Origin of the sequence: Halomonas sp. BMC6 (assembly GCF_964204995.1) — a bacterium.
GTDB lineage: Bacteria > Pseudomonadota > Gammaproteobacteria > Pseudomonadales > Halomonadaceae > Vreelandella.
Map to the genome: position 1 here is coordinate 367,234 of NZ_CAXNSH010000001.1, position 19,668 is coordinate 386,901.

17 protein-coding genes are annotated in these 19,668 nt (G+C 57.8%); 9 read left to right on the forward strand and 8 right to left on the reverse strand.

What is annotated here, in order from left to right; genetic code table 11:
- Window positions 1–63: 63 nt before the first annotated feature.
- Both AB6K10_RS01700 and AB6K10_RS01705 read right to left on the reverse strand, forming a co-directional pair.
- Window positions 64–1,560 (reverse strand): CoA-acylating methylmalonate-semialdehyde dehydrogenase, encoded by a 1,497-nt coding sequence (locus AB6K10_RS01700; RefSeq protein WP_305947780.1) that lies wholly within the window; start codon window positions 1,558–1,560, stop codon window positions 64–66.
- A gap of 30 nt (window positions 1,561–1,590) precedes the next feature.
- A complete protein-coding gene (locus AB6K10_RS01705) occupies window positions 1,591–2,964 on the reverse strand; it encodes an aspartate aminotransferase family protein (protein ID WP_339117847.1) in 1,374 nt (457 codons plus the stop codon).
- Between the two features lie 306 nt (window positions 2,965–3,270).
- On the opposite strand from AB6K10_RS01705, the gene AB6K10_RS01710 reads away from it, so the two are divergent.
- The 5 genes from AB6K10_RS01710 (at window position 3,271) to AB6K10_RS01730 (ending at window position 8,605) form a co-directional block, all read left to right on the forward strand.
- The gene (locus AB6K10_RS01710) at window positions 3,271–3,513 is read left to right on the forward strand and encodes a hypothetical protein (protein ID WP_339117848.1); all 243 of its coding nucleotides are present in this window, start codon (window positions 3,271–3,273) and stop codon (window positions 3,511–3,513) included.
- A gap of 63 nt (window positions 3,514–3,576) precedes the next feature.
- The gene (locus AB6K10_RS01715) at window positions 3,577–5,052 is read left to right on the forward strand and encodes a sodium:solute symporter family protein (RefSeq protein WP_339119587.1); all 1,476 of its coding nucleotides are present in this window, start codon (window positions 3,577–3,579) and stop codon (window positions 5,050–5,052) included.
- Window positions 5,053–5,063: 11 nt separating this feature from the next.
- On the forward strand, window positions 5,064–5,894 hold the full coding sequence (locus tag AB6K10_RS01720) for an FCD domain-containing protein (protein ID WP_339117849.1): 831 nt from the start codon (window positions 5,064–5,066) through the stop codon (window positions 5,892–5,894).
- Between the two features lie 18 nt (window positions 5,895–5,912).
- On the forward strand, window positions 5,913–7,184 hold the full coding sequence (locus tag AB6K10_RS01725) for a Zn-dependent hydrolase (RefSeq protein ID WP_339117850.1): 1,272 nt from the start codon (window positions 5,913–5,915) through the stop codon (window positions 7,182–7,184).
- Window positions 7,185–7,186: 2 nt separating this feature from the next.
- The gene (locus AB6K10_RS01730; protein ID WP_339117851.1) at window positions 7,187–8,605 is read left to right on the forward strand and encodes an amidase; all 1,419 of its coding nucleotides are present in this window, start codon (window positions 7,187–7,189) and stop codon (window positions 8,603–8,605) included.
- On the opposite strand, the gene AB6K10_RS01735 is transcribed toward AB6K10_RS01730, so the two are convergent.
- Window positions 8,574–8,876 (reverse strand): antibiotic biosynthesis monooxygenase, encoded by a 303-nt coding sequence (locus tag AB6K10_RS01735; RefSeq protein WP_062363117.1) that lies wholly within the window; start codon window positions 8,874–8,876, stop codon window positions 8,574–8,576. The genes AB6K10_RS01730 and AB6K10_RS01735 overlap by 32 nt on opposite strands.
- Before the next feature lie 112 nt (window positions 8,877–8,988).
- Between AB6K10_RS01735 and AB6K10_RS01740 the strand changes: the two genes are divergently transcribed.
- Complete coding sequence (locus AB6K10_RS01740; protein WP_339117852.1) at window positions 8,989–10,569, forward strand: FAD-binding domain-containing protein; 1,581 nt, start codon at window positions 8,989–8,991, stop codon at window positions 10,567–10,569.
- 13 nt (window positions 10,570–10,582) lie between these two features.
- On the opposite strand, the gene AB6K10_RS01745 is transcribed toward AB6K10_RS01740, so the two are convergent.
- The 5 genes from AB6K10_RS01745 to AB6K10_RS01765 all read right to left on the reverse strand — a co-directional run bounded on the left by AB6K10_RS01745 (window position 10,583) and on the right by AB6K10_RS01765 (window position 16,437).
- Window positions 10,583–11,035, reverse strand: a complete 453-nt coding sequence (locus AB6K10_RS01745) for a hypothetical protein (protein ID WP_339117853.1) — start codon at window positions 11,033–11,035, stop codon at window positions 10,583–10,585.
- A gap of 93 nt (window positions 11,036–11,128) precedes the next feature.
- Complete coding sequence (locus AB6K10_RS01750) at window positions 11,129–11,899, reverse strand: HNH endonuclease signature motif containing protein (RefSeq protein WP_339117854.1); 771 nt, start codon at window positions 11,897–11,899, stop codon at window positions 11,129–11,131.
- Between the two features lie 358 nt (window positions 11,900–12,257).
- Window positions 12,258–13,529 carry a 4-aminobutyrate--2-oxoglutarate transaminase gene (gabT, locus tag AB6K10_RS01755; RefSeq protein WP_339119588.1) on the reverse strand — a complete coding sequence of 424 codons (1,272 nt, stop codon included), beginning with the start codon at window positions 13,527–13,529 and terminating at the stop codon, window positions 12,258–12,260.
- Window positions 13,530–13,540: 11 nt separating this feature from the next.
- Window positions 13,541–14,992, reverse strand: coding sequence for an NAD-dependent succinate-semialdehyde dehydrogenase (locus tag AB6K10_RS01760; protein ID WP_339117855.1), 1,452 nt, complete (start codon window positions 14,990–14,992; stop codon window positions 13,541–13,543).
- A gap of 29 nt (window positions 14,993–15,021) precedes the next feature.
- Window positions 15,022–16,437 carry an APC family permease gene (locus AB6K10_RS01765; RefSeq protein ID WP_339117856.1) on the reverse strand — a complete coding sequence of 472 codons (1,416 nt, stop codon included), beginning with the start codon at window positions 16,435–16,437 and terminating at the stop codon, window positions 15,022–15,024.
- Window positions 16,438–16,671: 234 nt separating this feature from the next.
- On the opposite strand from AB6K10_RS01765, the gene AB6K10_RS01770 reads away from it, so the two are divergent.
- The 3 genes from AB6K10_RS01770 to AB6K10_RS01780 all read left to right on the forward strand — a co-directional run bounded on the left by AB6K10_RS01770 (window position 16,672) and on the right by AB6K10_RS01780 (window position 19,612).
- On the forward strand, window positions 16,672–18,090 hold the full coding sequence (locus AB6K10_RS01770) for a PLP-dependent aminotransferase family protein (RefSeq protein ID WP_339117857.1): 1,419 nt from the start codon (window positions 16,672–16,674) through the stop codon (window positions 18,088–18,090).
- 74 nt (window positions 18,091–18,164) lie between these two features.
- Window positions 18,165–18,860 carry a lysozyme-like domain containing protein gene (locus AB6K10_RS01775; RefSeq protein WP_339117858.1) on the forward strand — a complete coding sequence of 232 codons (696 nt, stop codon included), beginning with the start codon at window positions 18,165–18,167 and terminating at the stop codon, window positions 18,858–18,860.
- 11 nt (window positions 18,861–18,871) lie between these two features.
- Window positions 18,872–19,612, forward strand: a complete 741-nt coding sequence (locus AB6K10_RS01780; protein ID WP_339117859.1) for a sulfite exporter TauE/SafE family protein — start codon at window positions 18,872–18,874, stop codon at window positions 19,610–19,612.
- Window positions 19,613–19,668 lie beyond the last annotated feature (56 nt).

The window sequence follows — 19,668 nt, forward strand, 5'->3', positions numbered from 1 at the left end:
CACCACCGCCCAGCAATGATGCAGGCGGTGGTGCAGTGAAGATGGCGCAGTTAGCGCATCGCGTCAACGCTGGTTAGTAGGAAACGAGAACTCCGCCCGTGTGGCTTCGCTGACGGAAGGCCAGCGCTGGGAAACCGCCTTGCGGCGCGTGTAGAAGCGAACCGAGTCTGGGCCGTAGGCGTGAAGGTCGCCAAACAGCGAGCGCTTCCAGCCACCAAAGCTGTGGTAGGCCACCGGCACAGGCAGCGGTACGTTCACCCCCACCATGCCCACTTCGATACCGTCGGTGAAGCGGCGGGCGGCTTCGCCATCGCGGGTAAACAGGCAGGTGCCGTTGCCGTATTCGTGGTCGTTAATCAGCTGCATGGCATCGTCCAGGCTGCCGACCCGCACTACGCAGAGCACTGGCCCAAAGATCTCTTCCTGGTAAATGCGCATCTCAGCGGTGACGTTATCGAACAGGCAGCCACCCACAAAGTAGCCCTCCTCATGGCCAGCCACGGTCAGGCCACGGCCATCCGCTACCAGCGAAGCGCCAGCATTCACACCATCTTCAATAAAGCCAAGCACTTTATCGCGATGCTCTGCGGTGACCAGCGGGCCCATATCCAGGACTTTATCGGTACCCGGCCCCACCTTCAGCTTAGCGATTTTGGGCAGCATGGTTTCCACTAACCGGTCGGCGGTTTCATCGCCCACGCACACCGCTACCGAGATCGCCATGCAGCGCTCGCCGCAGCTGCCGTAGGCAGCGCCCATCAGCGTGTTGGCGGCGTTTTCTAGGTCGGCATCTGGCAGAATCACCGCGTGGTTCTTAGCCCCGCCCAGGGCCTGAACGCGCTTGCCCGCTGCCGAACCTCGGGAATAAATCGCTTCCGCCACGGGCGTGGAACCCACAAACGAAATGGCTTTCACGGCTTTGGCATCCAAGAGTGTTTCTACCGCTTCGCGACCGCCGTGAATCACGTTCATCACGCCTTTGGGCAGCCCCGCTTCTTGCAGCAGTTCGGCCACGGCCATAGCCGCTGATGGGTCTTTTTCGGAAGGCTTAAGAATGAAGGTGTTACCGCAGGCAATCGCCATCGGGTACATCCACAGCGGCACCATGGCGGGGAAGTTAAACGGGGTAATGCCCGCGACCACGCCCAGCGGCTGGAAGTTAGACCAGGCATCAATGCCTGGCCCCACGTTGTGGGAGTACTCGCCTTTTAACAGCTCCGGCACGCCGCAGGCGTACTCGACATTCTCAATGCCACGCTTCAGCTCGCCCATGGCGTCTTCGACCGTTTTGCCATGCTCTTCGCTGACTAGTTGCACGAGGCGGTCCGCGTGCTCTTCCAGCAGCTGCTTAAAGCGGTACATCACCTGGGCGCGCTTGGCGGGCGGCGTATCGCGCCAGGTAGGAAAAGCAGCCTGGGCTGCGGCAATGGCACGCTCCACATCCGCCGCGCTGGCATCCGCCACGTGGCGGATCACTTTTCCCGTAGAAGGGTTGGTGACGTCCAGCGTGCGCTGGCTTTCCACTAGCTCACCGTTAATCAGGTGGGAAACAACACTCATCATGAAACTCCAAAACAGGGTTGGCCAGGGTTACGCCAGTGAATCCAGGGTGGTCGCAACGGCATCGAACAAACGCTCAAGCTCGGCTTCCGTGGTGCCAAAGGGAGGGCCGAACTGCAGGGTGTCGCCACCGTAGCGCACGTAAAAGCCTGCTTCCCACAGCGCCATATGCGCATCGCGGGGGCGAATGGTGGGGTCGCCGTTGCGCGGCGCTAACTGAAGAGCACCGGCCAAACCGTAGTTGCGAATATCGACAATGTGGTTGTGGCCTTTTAAGGCGTGCAGCTTTTGCTCGAATACCGGAGCGATGGCATTCACCTGAGCGGGGAAGTTTTCACGCTCCATCATCTCCAGCGCCGCCAGCCCCGCCGCGCAGGCCACGGGGTGGGCGCTGTAGGTGTAGCCGTGGGGGAATTCAATAGCGTGTTGGGCACCGCCTGCATGCATAAAGGTGTCGAAAATCTCACCAGAGGCGATCACTGCGCCCATGGGGATCGCGCCATTGGTGATCTGTTTAGCCACGTTCATGATATCCGGCGTGACGCCAAACGCTTCGGCCCCGGTGGTCGCCCCACTGCGGCCAAAGGCGGTAATGACTTCATCAAAAATCAGCAGAATATCGTGGGCGGTGCAGATCTCCCGCAGCCGATCCAAATAGCCTTTTGGCGGCACAATCACACCCGCCGAACCCGACATCGGCTCCACAATCACCGCTGCAATGGTAGAGGCATCGTGAAGGGCGATTTGATCCAGCAGCGCATCGGCCAGCTCTGCGCCGGTTTCCGCTTGGCCACGGGTGTACGCATGGCCCGCCTGCAGGGTGTGGGGCAGGTGCGTCACGTCCATCAACTGGCCGTAGTGCTTACGGTTACCGCCAATACCGCCCAGGCTGGTGCCACCAATATTCACGCCGTGGTAGCCCTTGGCGCGGCCGATCATGCGGGTTTTTTCCGGCTTACCTTTTAACCGCCAGTAGGCCTTGGCCATCTTGACCGAGGTATCGGCGGCTTCAGAACCGGAGTTGGTGAAAAACACGTGATCCAGCCCGGCAGGCGTTAAGCTCGCGACCTTTTCCGCCAGCTTGAACGCCAACGGGTGGGCAATCTGAAAACCGGGGGCAAAATCCAGCGTACCGAGCTGCGCCGCCACGGCTTTTTGGATCTCTTCACGGTTATGGCCTGCCCCGCAGGTCCATAGGCCAGAGAGCGAATCAAACAGCTTGTGCCCCTGGTCATCGATGTAATAACGCCCTTCCGCCCCCGCAATCATGCGCGGATTCGCGCGGAAATCGCGGTTCGCGCTGAACGGCATCCAGAAGTGCTGGTTGAGGGCGGTGCCTGATGCAGACTGCTCAGCCGTTTTTTCCGCTGACTGTGCGGTTGTTTTACTTTTTAAACCAAACATAGTGTCCAGCTCCGTCGCTTTGAGACATGCCCACAGCATGCGCCACCCACTACGTTTATAAAATTATGCTTTTCTTGAGTTCACGTTAGAGAATCCATACGCAATACAGCGCCAAACGTTGCCTACTCACCTTGACGTAGCGATTCAAAGCGCCTAATTCTTATATTTATACGAATAAATACAACAAATCAGTGGAACACGCCTAAGTAGCACCCGCACAGACAATGCGCCAAACAGCGCTGTTGTTGCCTGCGTGCACTATGAACATTGCTCACAATTTCAATATAAACAAAGGGCTAACTTGCTATGAAATACTTAACACCCTTAAAGCTGTCTATTTATGGCGGCATGCTCTTCAGCTTTTTTATGCTGGAAAGCCCCCTCATTATGCTGGCTAACCGCATAGAACCCATGGTGATGGGACTCCCTTTTCTGCTGGTGTGGAACTTGTTCTGGTGGTTTGCATTAACGGCACTGTTTTTGGTGGCTTATTTCACCAATTGGGGCAGCCCCGAACCATCCTCTGTCCACGCAACTAAACAGCTGTAAAAAAAGGGGTTCACCATGACCGGTAGCTTATTAATTATTGCAGCTTTTATGATAATCCCCTTGATGGTGGGGGTTTTATCCGCTCGTCAATCGCAAGAAACTAGCGAGGACTTTTTTGTTCAAGGCCGTGCCATGGGGAGTATCGCGGTCTTCTTCACCGTCGCGGCAACCTGGTGGAGTGCGTTTGCGTTCCTCGGCTCTAATGCCACGTTTTATACCAACGGGCCGGTATTTCTGACGGCGTTAGCCTGGAATCTCCTATTTGGCTTTATGTATTACTGGATAGGCAAACGGGTTTGGTTTTTAGGTAAACGATTCAATTATTTAACACCTTCAGATTTAATTGGTGATTTTTATAATAGCGAGGCACTACGCATTACCGTTGCCGCTATTACGCTGATTTTTACCGTACCTTATCTGCAGATCCAGCTCACTGGCGGCGCTTATTTAATCGAGGTCGCCTCGGGCGGATTAATTCCTTTCTGGCTCGCCGCCCTGCTGTTTTACTTCATTATTATCATCTACGTATGGATTGGCGGTATCCGCGCTATCGCCTGGACCGACGTTATTTACGGTGCGCTGCTATTCTTCGGCATGCTGTATGCCGGTTACTACATTTCCAGCCAAGTAGGTGGCCCAACAGCGCTATTTAGTCAGCTTCAGCAAACCTCTCCTGACCATCTCACCATGCCTGGGCCTAACGGCACGATGGGCTACCCCATGTGGTTCTCGCTATTTGCCATTACCGCCATTGGTGCCTTTATGGGCCCGCAAATCTGGCTGCGTATGTACTCGGTGAAACACGGCAAGCTGTTTAACTTGATGCCGTTCTTGCTGGGGTTGGCGGCCTTTGCCTATGTAGGCTCGGTGCTGTCTGGCTATTCAGGCGTGCTGCTTGAACCCAACGTAGAGAACCCGGACCAGATCCTGCCCATTATGCTGATGGAGTATGCGCCTTACCTACTCGCTTCACTGATCATGGCAGCCGGTGCTTCAGCCGCTATGTCTACCGCTAATTCGCAGATCCACGCGGTGTCTACCGTGGTGACGATGGATATTTACAAACGCTATGTAAATCGTGACGCAAGCCAAGCGCGCATTGTGTATATCGGTCGTTTATCGCTGGTGGGCTTCTCATTGGCCGCTTATATCATGGCGCTTACCGTACCTGGCGTACTGGTCACGATTGGTATTGCGGCACTGGCGGGCACCGCGCAGTTGATCATTCCCACCATAGGGGCCATCACCTGGAAAAAAGCGCACCCCACCGCTGCACTGGCGGGTTTGTGGGCGGGCGTTGCCTGCGTGCTCCTCATGACCTTTGGCCCGCTCAGCGCACCGTTTGGCTACCATGCGGGTTTCTGGGGTTTATTGCTGAATGCTGCGCTGTTTGTTGGGCTCAGCCACGCGCTGCATCGACGCGACACAGCGGTCGTGGAACGCTTTACTCAAGCACGCTATGACTATGATGCCGAGTACCACCCAGAGCGCTTACCCGCCTATACACAAGAAATCACCAATAGCGCTAACCACCAATAAGGAGTGGGTTGATGACTCAAGCCCCTGTTTCAACCTTGCCGCGCAGACCCAAGCTTGCCGAGCTGATTAGCGACGACATCAAGCGCTGGATAGCCGCAGAGTCACTGGGAGAAGGCGACCGGCTGCCCAACGAAAAAGCGCTGATGGAGCTTTACGGTAGCGCTAAGGGCACCGTGCGCGAAGCGCTCAAGATCTTAGAGGTTGAGGGGCTCATCACGTTAAAAACTGGGCCTAAAGGAGGCGCGGTCATTAATCAGCCCAGCATGGAGCCCGCCAGCCGAATGCTGCGTAACTTCCTGCACTTCCAACAATTGGATGGCAAGCAGGTGTACCAGTTACGCAGACTGCTGGAAGTAGAACTGGCGGCCTCCGTGGTGGGTAAGCTCAACGAACAGGACTTCCAACAGTTGGAAGCCAATATGTCGGCCTGCGCCTGCTGTGCGAGTCATGAAGAGGATCATCGACACCAACGTTTTCTAGAGCTGGAGTTTCACCAGTTGCTGGCCCGTGCCTGCCCGAATCCGTTGCTCGCGTTTATGTGCCAGTTCTTAAACGACATGCTGCGCGATTTGGTGGTGATCAAAAAAGCGTACGTCCCGGAGCGAAAGCAATTCGACCACGCCAACCAGGATTACCACCGGCAGCTAGTGGATGCCTACCGCGCTGAAGATGCCCCGCGTGTGCGACAGATCATGGCCGAGCACATGGCCGATGCTGAACATCACATGAGCGCACTGGAAGCAGAAATGGCAGTACAGATGCTGGTCAGCAACGACTCACCCAATCATCAGAATCACCGTTCCAAGCTGCACGACTTACTAACGGAAAACACATCCGGTTAACTTTGCGAGGAGAGTGAGATGAATACCTACGTTACCCCCATCAAAGAGTCCAACCTACTCACTGACAGCGACCGCCTGTGGGCGTCGCTCATGGAGATGGCCAAGCTAGGGGCCACGCCTAAGGGCGGCGTGAACCGCCAGGCACTGACCGACTTAGAGCGCCAAGGCCGCGACCTGTTTATTCAGTGGTGTCGTGCTGAAGGCTGTACGATTCGCATTGATAATATCGGCAACATTTTTGCCCGCCGGGAAGGCAGCGACCCCAGCGCCAAAACAGTTATGGCCGGCAGTCACTTAGATACCCAACCCACCGGCGGTAAATACGACGGCTGCTTTGGTGTCATGTCTGGCCTTGAAGTGATTCGCACCCTAAACCAGCACAACATCACCACGCAATCGCCGATTGAAGTGGTCGCGTGGACCAACGAAGAAGGCTGCCGATTTCCCCCTTGTATGATGGGCTCCGGGGTATTCACTGGTGAGCTGGCGTTTGACGCCATGATGGCGCGCACCGACGCCGATGGTGTCACGGTCAGCGATGCCTTAGACGCGATTCACTATCGCGGTAGTGATGAGGTCTCCCCCAGCGAGATCAAAGCCTATTTTGAGCCACACATCGAGCAAGGCCCTATTCTCGAAGATACCGACACCACTATTGGCGTTGTCATCGGTGGGCTTGGGCAGAAGTGGTTCGACTTAACCCTCACAGGGCTTGAAGCCCATGCAGGCCCCACCCCAATGAATCTTCGTCGGGATGCCATGATGGGGGCCGCAGAAGTTACTCAAGCGCTCAACCGAATTGCCCATGAGCACCAACCCCACGGGCGCGGCACGGTAGGCTGTATGACGCTACACCCAGGTTCGCGCAATGTCATTCCCGGCCAAGTCAAAATGACCCTGGATATGCGCCACTGGGAACCCGACGCCCTAATCGCTATGGGCCAAGCGGTGGCTACCGCCGTTGAAGACATTTGCCAACGTCACGGGCTGGAATACGAGCTCACCCCCACCGCAGATTTTGCGCCAGAGCATTTCAATAAAGCATGTGTGGATAGCGTGCGACAAGCCGCTGAAAAGCTGCAGCTGTCACACATGGATATCATCAGCGGAGCCGGGCACGATGCGATGTTTGTTGGCCGTGCCGCCCCCGCTGCCATGATTTTTATTCCCTGCAAAGATGGCATTAGCCATAACGAGATTGAAAGCGCCACCCCCGAGCACGTCCACGCAGGCTGTAACGTTTTACTGCACGCCATGCTCAATGCGGCCGGTGTGAAAAGCGGGGAGTAATCATGGCGGATACCTTTGAAACCCTGACGGCAACTGATGCATTGGCACGTTTCAGCGAGGGCTCGCTTTCGCCAGAAACGCTGGTGGAGGACTGCTTAACGCGTATTGAGCGAGATAACCCCAAGGTGAATGCCTTCACCTGTATTAACGGGGAAGAGGCACGCCGTTTAGCGGCAGAATCCGCTCGACGCTGGCAAGCAGGCACCCCCTGCGGCCCGCTAGACGGGGTTCCAGTGACGATCAAAGATTTAACCCTTACCAAAGGCCTACCTACACGGCTGGGTTCCACCACCACGACTCAGGATGGCCCCTGGGAGGTAGATGCGCCCATTAGCCGTCACCTACGCAATGCCGGGGCCATTGTGGTCGGTAAAACCACCTCGCCTGAATTTGGTTGGAAAGGCGTCACCGATAACCCGCTGCACGGCATTACCCGCAACCCTTGGAACACTGAGCTAACGCCAGGAGGGTCATCCGGCGGCGCGGGGGCAGCCGCGGCGCTTAACCTGGGCCTACTTCATCAAGGCAGCGACGCGGGCGGCTCCATCCGTATTCCGTGCAGCTTTACCGGCACGTTTGGTATTAAACCCACTTTCGGCTGGGTGCCTCAGTGGCCTGCCAGCACCATGAGTACGCTGTCTCATTTAGGGCCTATGACGCGCACTGCACGTGATAGCGCCCTCATGCTCAGCGTCATGGCCCAGCCCGATGCTCGGGATGGTTACGTTGGGAACCCCACCGGGCCAGACTGGCTCACGCCGCCCCCAGCGAGCCTCAGTGGCTGGCGCATCGCTTTTAGCGCCAATCTTGGCTATGTAGAGGTAGCGCCAGATATTGCCCAGCGAGTTGAGGAAGCCATCGCTTATTTAGAAGCATTGGGGGCCACCGTAGAACGCATTGACCCAGGCTTTAGCGATCCGCTTAAAACGTTTAATACACTCTGGTTTGCGGGGGCCACGCAGGCACTCGAAAAACTGAACGAACAGCAGCAAGCAGCGCTTGATCCTGGCTTTCTGGAGATTGCACGACGCGGGCAAGATGTATCGCTTTCCGCCTACCTCGCCGCTCGGCGTGAGCGCAGCGAATTGACCGCTCACATGGCCGCCTTTCATGAACGCTATGATTTGCTAGTAACGCCTACGATGCCCATTGCGCCCTTTGCAGCGGGCCACAACGTACCACCGGGCAAACACTATCGAGATTGGATGGATTGGACGCCGTTCAGTTATCCCTTCAACCTGACCCAACAGCCCGCGGCCTCCCTTCCCTGCGGGTTAGACAACCAGGGGCTGCCGGTAGGTTTGCACTTAGTGGCGGGTAAATATCAAGACCTCAAGGTACTGCATGCGGCCCAGTTACTTGAACGCTATTTGCCGCCGTTAACTCCGCCTACAACACCACCTCAAACCCCTCAAACTTAGGCGGGCCAAGGTAGATACCTTCCGGCGCTTTGGCGTTGGCGTGGGCCTTGCGGAAGGCGTCTGACTTCGTCCAGGCGCGGAAGGCCTCTTCGGACTCCCACACGCTGTGGGAGATAAACACGGTGTGGTCTTCCTGGCTTTCGCCCTGCAGCATTTGGAACTGCTTGAAGCCCGGCACTTCGTCCAGGTGGGAATCGCGGTTGCGCCATACCTCTAGAAAATCCTCTTCGCGGCCTGGGGCAATCCGAAAACGGTTCATGGCGATATACATAGTGGTTCTCCTGTGGGGCGGGTGTGACTCAGTTGGTTACGCAAACAATCGCTTGATGGTAACGTCATCACTGCATCACGAATAGATAAGTGACGAACAGGCGTTACGGCTAATGGCTCAGGCACCCCTTCAGGTCGTTTGGTTCAAACGCGATTTACGTATTCACGATCACGCACCGCTGGCCAACGCCGCAGCGGCGGGCCCGGTGCTGCCGCTATTTGCCATCGAGCCTGGGCAGTGGCAAGCACCCGACAGCGCCCTACGCCACTGGCAGTTTGCCGCTGATTCACTGGTTGACCTTGCCCAAGCGCTCAACACGCTGGGCTTGCCGCTCTGCCTGTGGCAGGGCGATATAGTGGAGTGCCTAGCCGCGCTCAAAGCCCACTACGGCGAACTGGTGCTGCACTCCCACCAAGAGACCGGCAATGCCTGGAGTTTTGAGCGCGACCAGCGCGTTCAGGCATGGTGCCACGCCCACCAATTGCCCTGGCAAGAAGCCCGCCAGCAGGGCGTGATTCGCGGGCTGAGCAGCCGCACGGGGCATCAATCCCGCTGGGAAAGCCACTGGGAAGCGCTGATGGCCGCCCCCACCTACCCCGCCCCGCCAACAGCGGTGGCAGCTCCCGGTTGGGAAGCGTTTCATCACGTGGACGTAACGCAACTGCCCTCGCTCACCTTGGGGTTCGATACCACGCCCTGCCCCCAACGTCAGCGCGGCGGGCGCAGTGAAGGGCGTGCGCTGTGGCTGAGTTTTATTACCCAGCGCGGGCGGCGCTATCGCGGCTCGCTCTCTAAACCGTTACTGGCCTGGGAGTTTGGTTCGCGGCTCTCCCCGCACTTGGCCTGGGGCACGCTCTCCATGCGCGAAGTGGTGCAATCCTTGCGCCGCCAGCGGCAAAAACACGCCGACGACACCGCCTGGGCTCGCTCGCTGCGCGCCTTTACCTCACGGCTCTACTGGCACTGCCACTTTATTCAAAAGCTGGAAAGCGAACCCAGCATCGAGCATCAAACCCTACACCCGGCGCTGCGCGGCCTGCGGGAGCGCGACCCAGAACACCCGCACCTGATCGCCTGGAAGCGCGGCCAAACCGGCGTGCCGCTGGTGGATGCCTGCATGCGCAGCCTGACCGCCACCGGTTGGATCAACTTCCGCATGCGCGCCATGCTGCTCTCCCACGCCACCTTTGGCCTTGGGCTGCACTGGTACGAACCTGCATTGCATTTGGCACGGCTGTTCACCGACTTCGAACCCGGCATTCACTACCCCCAAGTGCAGATGCAAGCAGGCGCCACGGGCACCAATGCCATGCGGGTCTACAACCCCATCAAGCAAGCAGAAGATAACGACCCCACCGGCGAATTCATCGCCCGCTGGGTGCCCGAGCTTTCGCCCCTGCCTCAGGAATGGCGCGCCAAACCCTGGGCACTGCCGGAAAGCCTGCAGAAACGCTTCGGCTTTCAGCCCGGCATCGACTACCCCACCCCCAACGATTTCGAAGCCGAAGCGCGCCACTGGAAGAAGCTGCTTTATGAACTGCGTCGCACGCCGGAGGCTAGAGATGCCAGCCAAGCGATTGTGGATAAGCTGGCGAGTCAGCGGCGGCCTTCAAAACAGCACACTAAAAAAGCACAACCCGACAATCGTCAGCAGCTTTCGTTGTTTGATGAAGGCGGGGAGGGGGATAGGTAGCGGTTACTTTTGGTTATGTGCCTGGATTTGCATAAATGGCCTTAAACAATAGCCGAATTGATTTCTCTGCTGCTTCTCTTAGCGAATCGTGATATTCAGCAACATTGTCCATGTCACCTTCTGGCAGAAACTTAGACTGCCCCCTCTCGGAAACATGCACCAGTGCGTTTCTGGTCTTCCTAAGCCACTCTAAATCAGGATCATCATCAAATATAACTTTCGAGTTAGAACGATAGTCCAAAGCCTCCGTATCTCGCATTGTTGCGTCTATGGCAGCATGTGCCAAAATAATTACAGAAACCCAAGCGCCAGCACAAAAAGCCGCTTCAATATCATATGCGATAAAGACACCTTGTGAACTTAGGAGATACGAGGCCAATGGGTGCTGGCTCTCTTCCTCCACTTGGCGCAACCACTCATACCTTTCATCCCAAACTTTTTTCGGCACATAATCGGCATAAGCCATGCACTTAGCTCCCATTTCCCAAGTAACTTCATGCAAACAGCCGATCTCGTGGCGTAACCGCTCCAGAAAAAAACGGTTCGCTTGCGCTAAAGGTTAGCTGATTGATATTCCGACTCTGCAGTTCGATGCAAAGCTATTTTTAATGACGTTACCCATGCCAAATCTTGTTTCTTTTGCATTAAACTCGAGCCCTGAATTCGCAACTATGTTCGTTACTTCTACTGCTGTAACAGGCAACTCAATGGGCCACCCGGAAACCCGGGCTTCAGGATAACGTTTCTGGGCTTCTTCAATTGTGTTTAATTCAAAAAACTCAACGGAAACCAAATCTCCATTCGGATAGCTTATCTTCACTTTTTTAGCAGATGGTGGGCAGTCAATATCCTCTTCGCCACCAACATTAAACCATTCATTGTTTTTTATGAAAGCCCTAGCTTCTCCACTTGTAGAGAGCATATGAAGATTAAGAAGCAAGTAGTCGTTTTCATCTCTCTCAAACCAAATTATAGGTTGCTCCTTGAACTCAAAAATTACTGGTGTCTCGTAGTAGAAGTTGCTACCAACAACGGCAAGCAGACGATTTCGCATCCAATTGAACTTGCCGCACACCTGTGACCAATTCTCTTTTCCATTTTTCTTAAAATCATGGAGCTGCGCTTTTGTAAATGCACCATTATCTGCCTGAATATGGTGTTCTCTGCATAACGCAATCATCCCGCATGGATCGTGATGATTCTCTATATGCCATGGCGGATCAAAGTGATGCCATTCAAGATAAGGCAGCCCGCAATCTGGAACTGGGCAACCAAATCCAACTTCCTCTCTAAGTTTTCTTTTTACATCTACTGGAGGTTTTCGATTCATGGTATACCTCTATCAGCTAACAGGTATTGGACAGCGAGTCTTATGACTGGATGAACGCGCCGATATGATTCCCCAAAAATGCAGCCTGCAAGACGCTTCCAAATCTATAATTTTTTCTAATTATTTACAGGTTGCATATCCAAAACACGCGCTTCTGCTGCATTTACCAGTACCTCCATGTTAGGAGGTATCTGTCTTGCTATTTTCTCAAACAACCTACCAAACCCAGCTTAGCACAAGCCACTGAGAGCGACTGTCAATCTCAGCATCAGGCTTTCAACACCTATAAAAAAACCCGCCCACCGCCAACAGCATGCGCTACCTGACGATGGGCGGGCTTAGTCCTGCCTCAACGCTATTAGCTAAGCGCTTCCAGGGACTGCTCGATAATGCTTAAGCCCTCCTCCAACACCGCAGAAGAAACCGTCAGCGGCACCAGAATGCGGATGCTGTTGCCGTAGAAGCCACACGAAAGCAGGATCAGGCCTTTCTCGCGGGCTTTGGCGCAGAGCGCGGCGGTCATTTGCGGGTCGGGCTTGCCTTCACCGTTGAGCAGTTCGAACGCGGCCATGGCGCCGAGCTGGCGGCCGTGGGCGACGGCGGGGAAGCGCTCCTCCCATACCGCGAAACGCTCGGCCAGCATCTTGCCCATCTGCTCGCTGCGGGCCAGGATGTTCTCTTCTTCGATGGCCTCGATTACCGCCAGGGCCGCTGCGCAGGAGAGCGGGTTGCCGCTGTAGGTGCCGCCTAGGGAGTTGGGGCCGGAGGCGTCCATCACCTTAGCGGTGCCGACTACAGCAGAAAGCGGCATGCCGTTGGCGAGGCTCTTGGCGTTGGTGAGAATGTCCGCTTCGATACCGCTGTGTTCCAGCGCAAACAGCTTGCCGGTACGGGCAAAGCCAGACTGCACTTCGTCGGCGATCAGCAGAATGCCGTGCTCGTCGCACAGGGCGCGCAGCGCTTTTAGGTAATCCGGGGAGGCGATGTAGAAGCCGCCTTCGCCCTGGACCGGCTCGATCACGATGGCCGCCGTGCGGTGCGGGGCGATATCGGTTTTGAACAGCGTGCGAATGGCGTTCAGCGAGGCTTCTTCGCTGATGCCGTGCAGCGGGTTGGGGAACGGTGCGCGGAACACGTCGCCCGGCATCGGGCCGAAGTCGTTCTTGTAGGGCAGCACCTTGCCGGTCATCGCCAGGGTCATCATGGTGCGGCCGTGGAAGGCACCGTCGAACGTGATGATGCCGGTGCGGCCAGTGGCGGCGCGGGCGATCTTCACGGCGTTTTCCAGCGCTTCGGCACCGGTGTTCACCAGCATCGCTTTGCGCTCGGGGCCGCGTACCGGAGTGAGTTCGCAGAGCTTTTGGCACAGCTGCACGTAGGGCGCGTAGGAGATGACCGCCGCGCTGGTGTGCATGACTTTCTTGAGCTGCGCTTCGACCGCCGCGACGATTTTCGGGTGGCGGTGGCCCAGGTTGAGCACGCCAATGCCGCCCGCGAAGTCGATCCAGCGTTTGCCGTCGGCGTCCCACAGTTCGGCGTTTTCAGCGCGCTCGGCAAACTGGGTCGTCGGCGTGGCGGCACCGTTGGCCACGAAGCGGTTTTTCAGGTCGTTCAATTCTTGGTTAGTCATCATCGTTCTCTTTATAAACCGCCAACGCAGACGTATTTCAGTTCAGTAAATTCATCCAACCCGTGGTGGGAACCTTCGCGGCCCAGCCCGGACTCTTTCACACCGCCAAACGGCGCAAGCTCGGTAGAGATCAAGCCTTCGTTCACGCCTACCATGCCGTACTCCAACTGCTCCATGGTGCGCCAGATGCGGCGGTAATCCGTGGCGTAGAAGTAGGCGGCCAAGCCAAACGGGGTGTCGTTGGCCATAGCGATGGCTTCTTCATCGCGTTGGAAGCGGAACACCGGCGCGACCGGGCCGAAGGTCTCTTCGTCGGCGACGGCCATTTCAGTAGTCACATCCGCCAACACCGTGGGGGTGAAGAAGCGCTCGCCCGCCGCGTGGGGCTGGCCGCCGCACAGCAGGCGCGCACCTTTGTTCACCGCGTCGTCGACGTGGCGCTGCACTTTATCCACGGCGGCTTGGTTGATCAGCGGGCCGATGATGCTGCCTTCTGCCAAGCCGTCACCCACGTTGAGCGCGTTCACACGCTCGGTGAGCTTCGCGACGAAGGCATCGTAAATGCCGTCCTGTACCAGGAAGCGGTTGGTGCACACGCAGGTTTGCCCGGCGTTGCGGAACTTGGAGGCGATGGCTCCGTTCACGGCGGCGTCCACATCGGCGTCGTCAAACACGATGAACGGCGCGTTGCCGCCCAGCTCCATGGCGGTTTTCTTCACCGTGCTGGCACACTGAGCCAGCAGGTGTTTGCCCACCGGGGTAGAACCGGTAAACGACACCTTGCGCACCCGAGGGTCGGTAGTGAGTACCTCGCCCACGGCGGCGGGTTTGGAAGCAGTAACCACGTTGATGGTGCCTGCGGGCAGGCCCGCTTCCAGCGCTAAATAGGCGGCAGCCAGCGCAGTCAGCGGCGTGGCTTCGGCGGGTTTAATCACCACGGTGCAGCCAGCGGCCAGGGCCGGGGCGCACTTGCGTGTAATCATTGCTAGCGGGAAGTTCCACGGGGTAATCGCGGCCACCACGCCCACCGGCTCGCGCAGTACCAGCAGGCGCTTGTCCGCACCGTGGCTGGGCAGGGTTTCCCCCGCCATGCGCTTGGCTTCTTCAGCAAAAAACTCGATGAACGATGCGCCGTAGGTCACTTCGCCTTTGGCTTCCGCCAGCGGCTTGCCCTGCTCTAGGGTCATCAGGCGGGCTAGGTCGTCGGCGTGCTCATTGATCAGCTCAAACCAGCGGCGCAGCAGCGCGGAGCGCTGTTTCACCGGGGTGGCGCGCCACGCGGCACCGGCTTCGTAAGCGGCAGCCACGGCGTCGCGTGTGTCGTCGGCGCTTAAATCCGCCACGTGGGCAATGGTTTCGCCGGTGGCGGGGTTATCGACGGCAAAGGTCTGCTGGCCTTTGCGCCACTGCCCACCCACCAGGGCCGGTACGGCATCGTGCAACCACTGTTCTATAAAGCTCATAGCGTGCTCTTTTAAAGTGTTGGAACGGCTTACAGGTCAGCCATCATGTGTTGGTCGCTGTAGGCGCGGCCGTAGGTGCGCAGGGCGTGGATGTACAGCCCCACCCCTAGCAGCGACCAGCCCGCGAAAATGCTCCACTCAGCGCCGCTCAGTGCCGCCGGGCTACCGGGCAGGTAAAGGCAGGCCATACCGAAGGAGAGCACAACCGCCAAGGTGCCGCACAGCTTGCCGTGGCGAATGCGGAACGGACGCGGCATATCCGGCTCACGAACCCGAAGCACCACAAAGGAGATGGCCACAAACAGGTAGGCAATCACGATGCCCAGGCCACCGGCGTTGACGATCCACACCAGCGCGGGGCGGCCGAAGAACGGGGCGATACAGGAGAGTAAGCCCATCAGGAAGATGGCGTTAGTGGGCGTTTTATAGCGCGGGTGCAGCTTGGCAAACGGCGCAGGCAGCATGCCCGCACGGGCCAGGGCGTAAATGGCCCGCGAACCGCCGATGTAGAAGGCGTTCCAGCTGGTGATGATGCCCGCAATACCGGCCAGTATCATTAAGTTGCTGGCCCAGGGGGCGTTGAACAGGCTGCCCATGGCATCCGGCACGCTCAGGGAACTTGCCGCCAGCTCGGTGCTATTCAGGGCAAGGCTGGTGGCCAGAATAATCAGCGCGTACCACACCACTGCCAGAATGACCGACATCATCAGCACTTTGCCGATGGCTTTGTAAGGCAGGTTAATCTCTTCGGCGGCTTGGGGAATGACGTCAAAGCCCACGAACAGGAACGGCACCATGACCAGCACCGCGACAATGCCCGCCACCACGCCGGTATCGGCCTGGGTGAACAGCGGCATCATGTTGATGGTTTCGCCTTCGAACAGCGCGCCCGTGACAAACAGCACGCCAACCAGCAAAATCATACCGGTCACGACTTTCTGGATTAGCGCGGCGGTGGTCACACCGAAGTAGTTGATAATCATCATGGCGAGCGAGCCGCCAACACCGACGGCCACCCACGTCGCTTTTACTTCCCAGCCCGCGATGGTCCATAAGTGGCCAACCGCATAGTTCGGCGCTAGGTGCTCAATGACGGTGGGCAGCGCCACGGCTTCAAAGGCCACCACGCTTAAATAGCCTAAAATAATCGCCCAGGTGCATAAGAAAGAGGGTAAGTGACCCAGGGCGCGGTAGCTGTAGACATGCTCGCCGCCTACTTTGGGCATGGCGGAGGCCAGCTCGGCGTAGGTCAGGCCCACCATGATGATCGCTAAACCGCCGACGATAAACGCTAAAATAGCGCCTACGCTGCCAGCGGATTGAATCGCAGTGCCGGTTAATACAATCCAGCCCCAGCCAATCATCGCGCCGAAGGCGAGGGCTAATACGTCGCCGCGGGCCAGTACCCGGACGAGCTTATCCTGTTCAGAAGAGGGAGTGGTCATCGCACAGTATCCTGCAGGTTATTGGATGTTGTCGTTGGCGCTCTGTGGCGCAGTATCCTGATTCCAGTGACGGAATAGTTACACGCTAGCAGGCGGCGGTCAGAACGCGAATGCACCACTTTGGCGTTCGACTAGACCACTTTTTCAACGCACCAAATAAGTGCATAGCTGACATAATGCTTTCGTCTAAACGCCTGACAGCAGCGGGCTTCACGCGGGAAAGGGGGCGTTGATATGGATCGCCAGCAGGTCTTGCACCAATTTATGCAACTTTATGCACTCCAACCGGAGCGGCTGAGTAAGCAGGTGCGCATTGAGCAGGCGCTGCGCCAAGCCATTACGCAGCAGTGGCCCAGCGGGCTGCGTTTACCTTCTCATCGGGTGTTGGCGGATGCCATTCAGGTGGCGCGCCAAACCCTGGCCCTGGCGATTGGCACGCTGTTGGAAGAACAGTTGCTGACCACCGCCCACGGCCAAGGCACCTGGACCTGCAAGCCGGTAACGCTCCCACCCGATGCCCCTGCCAATGTGCAGCTATCACAGCGCGCCCAGCGGGTGCTGCAAGGCCCTGGGGCCAGCATGATTCAGAGCGGGGCCTTCGTGCCCGGCATTCCGGATATCGCTCAATTCCCCATGCGCAAGTGGCGTCAGCTCTACGCCAGCGTGACGGTGCCGCAAAATGCGCTGCTGCTCTCCTACTCCACCGGCGGCTACGGCCCGCTGAAACGGGCGATTCGTGATTTCCTGGCCCGCTGGCGGGATATCCATTGCGATACCGAGCAGATCATCATTACCGATGGCACCCACAACGGCATCGAGCTGTGTGCCGTCGCCCTGGCGGATGTGGGCGATACGGTGGCTATGGAGTCGCCCTGCTACTGGGGTGCGCGCAACGTGTTTACCGCCGCCGGGCTTAACATCGACATGCTGCCGTGGCGGCCGGAAGCGGGTCATGCCTTGCCCGCCACTCCCGGCCCCGTGGCGCTGGCTTACCTCACCGGCTCGCACCACTATCCGCTCAGCGTGCCGACCAGCGCCGAGCATAAACAGCGGCTGTGTGAGGCGTTATCGCCCACCTACGTGGTGGAAGATGACTATGAATTTAACCGCGACGACCACCCCAACCTGCTGTTTGATGCCCACTCTGAGCGCCATTTGCTGGTAGGCTCTTTCTCTAAGATGATGTTTCCCGGCCTGCGGCTGGGCTACTTGGTGGTGCCGCGGCATTTGGCAGGGCCCATGAACCGCCTGCGCAGCGAGCTGTTTCGCGAGGGCCGTATGCTGGACCAAGCCGTACTGGCCCAGTTTATTTTTGATGGTGATTTGGATGCCTGGTGTCGGCGCATTCAGCGGGACTATTTAGGCCGCCAGCAGGTGCTGCACGACCAGCTGCGCTCGCTGCCCCAGGTGCGCTCGGTGTCGGCTCCCAGCAGTGCCATCAGCCTGTGCGTGGAGTTCGAGCCGGGCATTAACGATGTGGCCATCGCGCAATCGTTGCTGAAAGAGCACTTAATCGTGCGGCCGTTAAGCCCGGTGTGTGCTTCATCAGACCCCCGCGTGGGCTTGGTGATGGGGGTGGGCATGCTCTCTGGGGAAACGTTGGTACGCGAGGCTCAGCGCCTGCGCCGCTGCTTGGAGCCGCTGCTGCGCTAAGCGGCCAACGCGCTTTATACGCCAGTACACTACACAAAACGTGAGTAACACGACTTATCCACAAGGACCGTCCTATGCATCGCCCTGTTGATAGCTTTTGGGTCTCTACGCTCTCTTCCGCTGCCTCCTCTTCCACCGCCCAGCTACGCGGGTGGCTGGCCGTCGCTGCCCTACTGCTGCTCTCTGGGTGCGCCACCTTTGCACCCAGCCCGCCGGAGGATCAGACCAATATCTGCGAGATTTTCCGCGAACAGCCTAGCTGGTACGACTACGCGCAAGAGTCTGAAGAGAAGTGGGGAACGCCCATCGCGACTCAAATGGCGTTTATTCAGCGGGAGTCCTCGTTTCGCAGCCACGTGCGCCCAGACCGCAAATACTACCTTGGCTTTATTCCCGGCCCGCGCCCCTCTTCCGCCAAAGGCTACGCCCAAGCTCAAGACCCGGTATGGGGTGAGTACGAAGACCAAGCGGGCAGCCTATTTGCCCGGCGCACGCATATGAAACACGCCACCGATTTCATTGGCTGGTACAACGCCCGCACTCGCGCTCAAACGGGCATTTCGCTCAACAATCCTGAGCACCTATATTACGCCTACCACGAGGGTGCAGGCGGCTATCAGCGAGGCACTTATCGCAGTAAACCCCAGGTGCTCAACGCAGGCCGCCAAGTGGCGAGCCTTTCCAACCGCTACCAGGCCCAGCTCAACAGCTGCCAGGCAGAGTTCCAGTGCCGCAAGTTCTATCAGGTGTGGCCATTCTGTCGTAGCTGAGGGCGTCTTTCATGACACTGTTAATGGGATTCGCCTTTGTCGGCGTGGTGTTTTTCACTTCCATGCTCTCCGGCGTATTTGGTATGGCGGGCGGGCTGGTGTTGCTGTGGTTCCTGCTGGTGATATTCCCCGCCAGTACTGCCATGGCCGTGCATGGGGTGATTCAGTTAACGTCTAATGCCTCTCGGGCGTGGCTTTCGCGGCGCTTTATTGTTTGGCGCATTGTGGCACTGATGGCGCTGGGCGTACTCAGCGCGGCAGGGCTTCTGTTGCTGTTTAACTACTCGCCCAATGCGGCCACTGTTTCTTTATTGATCGGGCTGCTGCCCATCTTGGTCTGGACGCCCAAGCACTGGTTCCAGCTTGATGCTCATCGCGCCAGCCACGCGTTTTGCTGCGGCATCGCCTCAGGTGGCCTCACGATTGCCGCCGGGGTATCCGGCCCACTGATCGATATCTTCTTTGTGCGCTCGCAGATGGACCGTCGCCAAGTCGTCGCTACCAAGGCCATGATTCAAGTGGTCGCCCACTCCATCAAAATCCTCTTCTACTTAGGTGCCGCCCTTGCGCTCAGCGTGGGTGAGTGGAGCATCGTGCTACTGGCCGCCCCGTTTGCCATGCTGGGCACGCAAACCGGCACACGGATTCTGCACCGCCTGACCGACGCCAATTTCCGCACCTGGACCCGCTGGATCGTGACCGGCATTGGGGTGTTTTACTTCCTGCAGGGGGTGTACCTGCTCAGCCGCTAGGCGTGGACGGTACCGCCACTCCTCATTCGTTCATAGCCTGTAATTGACACCGCGAT